Source organism: Sphingomonas sp. CFBP 13706, from assembly GCF_014842355.1.
GTDB lineage: Bacteria > Pseudomonadota > Alphaproteobacteria > Sphingomonadales > Sphingomonadaceae > Sphingomonas > Sphingomonas aerolata.
Window position 1 is genome coordinate 1 of the sequence record NZ_JACYVM010000073.1, and the last position, 554, is coordinate 554.

At 67.3% G+C, this 554-nt stretch carries 1 protein-coding gene; it reads left to right on the top strand.

Features of this window, described 5'->3' with window-relative positions; translation table 11 throughout:
* A partial coding sequence (locus IFS44_RS21705; protein WP_192100227.1) for a transposase occupies nt 1-529 on the top strand: 529 nt, incomplete at its 5' end.
* Nucleotides 530-554 lie beyond the last annotated feature (25 nt).

The following is a 554-nucleotide window of genomic DNA, read 5'->3' on the forward strand; positions in this document are numbered from 1 at the left end:
CCACGAGCGCGACATCCACCCGCACATCCCCGTGTTCGACAAGTCTGCCCGCCGCGACGGCACCTTCGCGCGGGCAGATTTCCGCTATGACCTGGGCGACGACAGCTATGTCTGCCCTGCCGGCAACCGCCTGCGCCCCCGCAACCGCGACTTCACGCAGGCCCGCGGCGATGTCGGCCAGGACGGCTTCATCCGCTATCGCGCCCGCCAGCAGGACTGCGCCGGCTGCGACCTGCGGCAACGCTGTACGCCCAACATGCCGGCCCGCAAGGTCACGCGCTCCATCCACGAAGGCGCTCGCGATCTGGCCCGCGATATTGCCGCCACCGACGCCTATGTGACCTCCCGCCGCCAGCGGAAGAAGGTCGAGATGCTGTTTGCGCACCTCAAACGCATCCTGAAGCTGGATCGATTGCGCCTGCGAGGTCCCAACGGCGCAAAAGACGAGTTCCTCCTCGCCGCTACCGCCCAGAACCTCCGCAAGATGGCCAAGTTGATCCCGATGCCGACGCAGATGGCACCCGCCTGAGGCGCCGCGCGCGTCTAGCTCTGTT